This is a genomic window from Andreprevotia chitinilytica DSM 18519 (assembly GCF_000711875.1).
GTDB lineage: Bacteria > Pseudomonadota > Gammaproteobacteria > Burkholderiales > Chitinibacteraceae > Andreprevotia > Andreprevotia chitinilytica.
Window position 1 is genome coordinate 36,398 of record NZ_JONM01000028.1, and the last position, 6,001, is coordinate 42,398.

6 protein-coding genes are annotated in these 6,001 nt (G+C 60.2%); all 6 read right to left on the reverse strand.

All coding sequences use genetic code 11. From position 1 onward, the window contains the following. Positions 1 to 82: 82 nt before the first annotated feature. A complete protein-coding gene (locus BR41_RS19690; protein WP_035060529.1) occupies positions 83 to 1,132 on the reverse strand; it encodes a sulfate/molybdate ABC transporter ATP-binding protein in 1,050 nt (349 codons plus the stop codon). A gap of 75 nt (positions 1,133 to 1,207) precedes the next feature. Next, positions 1,208 to 2,083: a sulfate ABC transporter permease subunit CysW gene (cysW, locus tag BR41_RS19695; protein ID WP_035060531.1), complete on the reverse strand. Its 876-nt coding sequence runs from the start codon at positions 2,081 to 2,083 to the stop codon at positions 1,208 to 1,210. A 1-nt stretch (position 2,084) separates the two neighbouring features. Further along, the gene (cysT, locus tag BR41_RS19700; protein ID WP_035060533.1) at positions 2,085 to 2,918 is read right to left on the reverse strand and encodes a sulfate ABC transporter permease subunit CysT; all 834 of its coding nucleotides are present in this window, start codon (positions 2,916 to 2,918) and stop codon (positions 2,085 to 2,087) included. Between the two features lie 222 nt (positions 2,919 to 3,140). After that, entirely contained in the window at positions 3,141 to 4,139 is a 999-nt protein-coding gene (locus tag BR41_RS19705) for a sulfate ABC transporter substrate-binding protein (protein ID WP_035060547.1), read from the reverse strand. Positions 4,140 to 4,394: 255 nt separating this feature from the next. Continuing rightward, the gene (locus BR41_RS19710; protein WP_035060534.1) at positions 4,395 to 4,610 is read right to left on the reverse strand and encodes a TOBE domain-containing protein; all 216 of its coding nucleotides are present in this window, start codon (positions 4,608 to 4,610) and stop codon (positions 4,395 to 4,397) included. 122 nt (positions 4,611 to 4,732) lie between these two features. Then, positions 4,733 to 5,536: an ATP-binding cassette domain-containing protein gene (locus BR41_RS19715; protein ID WP_035060535.1), complete on the reverse strand. Its 804-nt coding sequence runs from the start codon at positions 5,534 to 5,536 to the stop codon at positions 4,733 to 4,735. Positions 5,537 to 6,001 lie beyond the last annotated feature (465 nt).

Below are 6,001 nucleotides of genomic sequence, written 5' to 3' on the forward strand. Positions count from 1 at the left end.
TCGACTTGACCAGCATCAGCACCAACAAAAAACCCGGCATTTGCTGGGTTTTTTGTTGGTGCAAGCGACCGAGAACAAGCAATCACCCCGCCGTATAAACCCGCGCCTCACGCGGATTCAGCCACACCGGGTCGCCCACCCGCCAAGCACCGTCCTGATAGCGCTCGCGGGTCAGTTCGACTTCCACTGCTTCGTGCCCGGCGACTTCCACCTCCAGCCGCACCGTCGCGCCCAGCAGGCGGATGTGGGTGATCACGCCGGCAATGGCGGAGTCGCTCGCATCGCGGGACAAGTCAATTTCATGCGGGCGCACATAGACGGTTGCCGTCGTTTCGTTCGGGCTATTCGGCGCTTCGATACGAGCACCGCCGATTTCCGCCCAGCCTTCGTGCACGCGGGAATGGAACAGGTTTACGTCGCCGAGGAACTGGTACACGAACGGCGTTTCCGGGGTGTCGTAGACCTGCTCGGGCGTGCCGATCTGCTCGATCTTGCCCTTGTTCATCACCACCACTCGGTCGGCGACTTCGAGGGCTTCTTCCTGATCGTGGGTGACGAACACGGAGGTGATGTGCATTTCGTCATGCAGGCGGCGCAGCCAGCGGCGTAGCTCCTTGCGCACCTTGGTATCCAGCGCGCCGAATGGCTCATCCAGCAACAGCACGCGCGGTTCAACCGCCAGTGCACGGGCAAGCGCGATGCGTTGGCGTTGGCCACCGGATAGTTGCGCCGGGTAGCGGTCGGCCAGCCAGTCGAGCTGCACCAGCCCGAGCAGATCGTGCACTTTCTTCTTGATCACGGCTTCGGTCGGGCGGGTCTTCTTGGGGCGTACACGCAGGCCAAAAGCCACGTTCTCGAACACGGTCATGTGGCGGAACAGCGCGTAATGCTGGAACACGAAGCCCACCTGGCGCTCGCGCACGTGGGTGTCGGTGGCATCTTCACCGTGGAACAGAATCTGGCCCTGATCCGGCGTTTCCAGCCCGGCGATGATGCGCAGCAGCGTGGTCTTGCCGCAGCCGGACGGGCCGAGCAATGCCAGCAACTCGCCAGAGGCGATGTCGAGATTGAGATTGTCCAGCGCGGTAAAGTCACCGAATCGCTTGTTGATGTTCTTGATTTCGATACTCATGGGGTTCCCCTGTGAGGGGTGAGGCGGGAGGAGTGAGGGGTTAAAACCACGCCTCATCTCCTCGCCTCACTCCGGTCATTCAGTAGCGTCGCGGCGGGCGGCTTCGGCCTGTTTTTCGGCGCGCCATTCGACGAAGGACTTCAACGCCAGTGTCACCAGTGCCAGCAAGGCCAGCAGCGAGGCGCAGGCGAAAGCGCCGACGAAGTTGTATTCGTTGTAAAGAATCTCGACGTGCAGCGGGATGGTGTTGGTCTCGCCGCGAATGTGGCCGGAGACCACCGACACGGCACCGAACTCCCCCATCGCCCTCGCATTGGCAAGGATCACGCCATACAGCAGGCCCCATTTGATGTTGGGGAGCGTCACGCGCCAGAAGGTTTGCCAGCCGGATGCGCCCAAGGTCATCGCCGCCTGTTCTTCCTCGCTGCCCTGCGCTTCCATCAGCGGGATCAATTCACGCGCGACGAAGGGGAAAGTGACGAACACGGTGGCCAGCACGATGCCGGGAATGGCGAAGATGATCTTGATGTCGTGCTCGATCAGCCACGGCCCCCACCAGCCTTGCGCGCCGACCATCAACACGTAGATCAGACCGGCGACGACGGGCGACACCGAGAACGGCAAGTCGATCAGCGTGATCAACACGCTCTTGCCGCGGAACTCGAACTTCGCAATCGCCCACGCCGCGGCCACGCCGAACACAAGGTTGAGCGGCACCGAGATCAAGGCGGCGATGAGCGTGAGCTTGACCGCCGAGAGGGCATCGGGCTCGACCAGCGCCTGGAAATACAGACCGAAGCCCTTGCGCAGCGCCTCGTAGAACACGCTGGCCAGCGGCACCACCAGGAACAGCGCGATGAACAGCAGCGCCAGCCCGGTCAGTAGCCAACGCACCGACCGCGATTCGGTGGTGACGATGGAACGGTGAACGTTATTGGATGCACCCGCCATGTCAGCGCCTCCGTCCGAGTCGTTTTGCCGACCACCATTGCAGCCCGTTGATCACGAACAGCAGCAGGAAGGACACGCCCAGCATCACCACCGCAATCGCGGTTGCACCAAGGTAATCGTATTGCTCCAGCTTGGAAATGATCATCAGCGGGGTGATTTCCGACACGTAGGGCATATTGCCGGCAATGAAGATCACCGAGCCATATTCGCCAATCGCCCGCGCAAAGGCCAACGCAAAACCGGTCAGCAACGCCGGCAGCAAGGTCGGCAGAATCACGCGCTGGAAGACCTGCAGGCGTGTGGCACCAAGGCTCGCGGCAGCTTCTTCCAATTCCTTTTCCAGCTCCTGCAATACCGGCTGCACGGTGCGGACGACAAAGGGCAGCGTGATGAAGGTCAAGGCGATCACGACGCCAATCGGCGTGAAGGCGATCTTGATGCCAAATGGCTCGAAGTACTGGCCGATCCAGCCGTTCGGTGCGTAGATCGTCGCAAGGGCGATACCCGCCACCGCCGTCGGCAGCGCAAAGGGAAGATCAACCAAGGCATCGATGAAGCGCTTGCCGGGGAACGGGTAACGCACCAGCACCCAGGCAATCAGCAGACCGGCGACCAGATTGATGGATGCCGCCAGTGCGGAGGCGACGAACGTCAACTTGTAACTGGCGACCACGCGCGGCTCGGCCACGGCATGCCAGAAGCCGGCCAGATCGAGGTGACTGCTCTTGAACACCAGCGCACTCAAGGGCAGTAGCACGATGATCGAGAGATAAAGCAGCGTGTAGCCCAGCGCGAGGTTGAACCCCGGCAGCACGCTGTGTTGTTTGAAGGCCATGTGTAGAGAGAGTCCTTTTTAGCTATTCAATACTGCTATTCAGTGCTGACCGCGGAGTCTGAGGAAGGCAGTTCTGCCCCTTTTTTTTGCCGCCGGGAAACCCCCGTTCAGAGCCACTAGCAAAACCCAGCGAAGCGGTCCTGGCTAGGCGCGCCGACGCAGACAGTACAAGTGGTACGGCAAGGAGGCGCAACAACGCCAGGAGGGTTTTGCTAGTGGCTCTTACTTCTTGGCAATGCTCGCCGCAATCTGGTCGTACACCCCGCCGTCGTCGAAGTGCACCTTCTGTGCCTTCTGCAAACCGCCGAATTCGTTCACGCCAAATAGCTTCACATCCGGGAATTGCTTGGCGTATTTGGCGAACACTTTCGGGTCGCGCGGGCGCAGGTAGTTTTGCGCGGCGATGTCCTGACCGGCCGGGCTCCACAGGTACTTGAGGTATTCCTCGGCCACCTTGCGGGTGCCCTTCTTGTCCACCACCTTGTCGACCACGGCGACCGGCAGATCGGCATCGATCGAGATGGACGGATACACCACTTCGAAACCACCACGGCCGAATTCACGGGCGATCATTTCGGCCTCGTTTTCAAACGTCACCAGCACGTCGCCGATATTGCGTTGCATGAAGGTCGTCGTCGCGGCGCGACCGCCGGAATCGAGCACCGGCACGTTCTTGAACAGGCCAGTGACGAACTCACGCGCCTTGGTCTCGTTGCCGCCCGGTTGTTTCAGCGCATAGCCCCACGCGGCGAGGTAGGTATAGCGGCCGTTGCCGGAGGTCTTCGGGTTCGGCACCACCACCTGTACCCCCGGCTTCAGCAGGTCGCTCCAATCTTTGATGCCCTTCGGATTGCCCTTGCGCACGATCAGCACCTGCAGGCTGGAGAACGGCGCCGAGTCGTTCGGCAGGCGTTTCTCCCAACCCGGATTGATCTGCTTGCCCTTCTCGACGATGGCATCGATATCGGTGGACTGGTTCATTGTCACCACATCCGCCTCCAACCCATCGATGACCGAACGCGCCTGTTTGGACGACCCGCCATGCGACTGCTGCACCGTGACCTTCTCCCGGAACCTTTGCTCGTAGTGCTTGGTGAAGGCCGGGTTGTAGTCCTTGTAGAAATCACGCATGACATCGTAGGAAACATTCAGCAGCGTGGTATCAGCTACAGCGGGCAATGAAAGCGCGGCGGCAAGGAGAGCGGCAAGCAATCTGGGCATGATGAACATCCTGTAAGCAATGGCTGGATTGTGGTGGAAGCGCTTAGAACGACAAAGACGTTCCGGTTAGATCATTAAAGCCCAATTGCATAAACAAACAGGGGCGCGGTATGCGCCCCTGTTCGGTATTACAAACCCTTAAGAACCGTCAACAAAACCCAGCGTAGCGGTGCTGGCTAGGCGTGCGAAGCGCAGACAGTACAACTGGTACGGCAAGCAAGCACAACGACGCCAGCAGGGTTTTGTTAATGGTGATCAAAGCGTGGCAATCGATACTTCCGTGGACTTCACGAAAGCGATCACTTCGCGGCCCGGCTTGAGATCAAGCTCCTTGACCGAACGCGTGGTGATCACCGAGGTGACAATGCCGGACGGTGTGGTGACATCGACTTCGGACAACACCGGGCCTTCGATGATTTCCTTGATGGTGCCGCGGAACTGGTTGCGAACATTGATGGATTGGATCGCCATGATTTGAAGCTCCTGTAGGTACGTTTGAATCACCGGGGGTGATGACGAGACCACCTTAACAAGCCGCAAATATCTCTCAAAGTAATTTGATATTTATTTGTTATTACTTTTTAATATTAGCGTTACAACGCCCAGCGCAATGCAGCCGGCGCGATTGGCGGCAACTCAGGCGCTACCTCCTTACCTGGATGCGACAGCACGCGTGACAGCACTTGTTCTTCCAGCGCAGCGAACCCGCTGGTGCTACGCGAACGTGGGCGCAGCAGATGCACCGGCAAATCCAGCCCGACCTGCCCATCCTCAACCAGCAACACCCGATCGCCCAGCGCAACGGCTTCTTCCACATCGTGCGTGACCAGCAGCACGGTAAAACGATGCCGCAGCCAGACGCGTTCGATCAGCTGCTGCATCTCGATCCGGGTCAGGGCATCGAGCGCACCAAGTGGCTCATCCAGCAGCAGAAGCTGCGGCTCATGGATCAGCGCCCGCGCCAAGGCCACACGCTGGCGTTGGCCGCCGGAGAGCTGGCTCGGCCATTTGTCGGCGTGCTCGGCCAGCCCCACCTCGGCCAATGCGGCCTGCGCCCGGTCATGCCATTTGCCTGTGAGGCCAAGGCCGACGTTTTGCAGCACGGTCTTCCACGGCAAAAGCCGCGCATCCTGGAACATCAGACGAGTATCGAAATGCCCGGTATCGAGCGGACTGCCATCAGCGCGAATCGTGCCGGTGGACGGTGCTTCCAGCCCGGCGATCAGTCGCAGCAAAGTGGATTTGCCGCAGCCGGAACGGCCGACGATGGCGACGAATTCACCCGCGCGGATGTCGAGGTCGAGGGCTTTCAGCACGGTCTGATCGCCGAAGCGTTTCGACAGAGTGCGGATGGTGAGGGCTACGCCGAGGGCGGGGTCGAGGGTGGTGGTGGTCATTTTTTCTCTTTCTCATGCGGCGTTAGTGGATGTTGACGCTGCAGCACTCGTAGGATGGGTTGAGCAAAGCGATACCCATGCGGTTTTGCTCGACATGGGCGATGGGTATCGCAAGCTCAAACAATCCTACGAGCTGTTTCATCAGGCGCAATCCGCAGGGCATTGCGCCGCATATCCCCTCTCAGACTGGTGGGAGAGGGTGGTGAAAAGAACGCGGCCCGTGGTAGTGCCCTCTCCCCCGGCCCCTCTCCCACAAGTGGGCGAGGGGAGCAAAACCAAAGCGCGGCGCAATTGAAGAAGAAACACTGCCGCACCACACCAAGTCACCCTCTCCTTCACAGGAGAGGGCCGGGGTGCGGATGGTCTGCCCCCCTTTCAAAAGCGCCCCGCCAGCCAGACCGGCACGGGGGTTTCGGGGATCGAGTGTTTGAGGGCCTTGGCCCGAGTTTTCGATTCCCGCCCGTG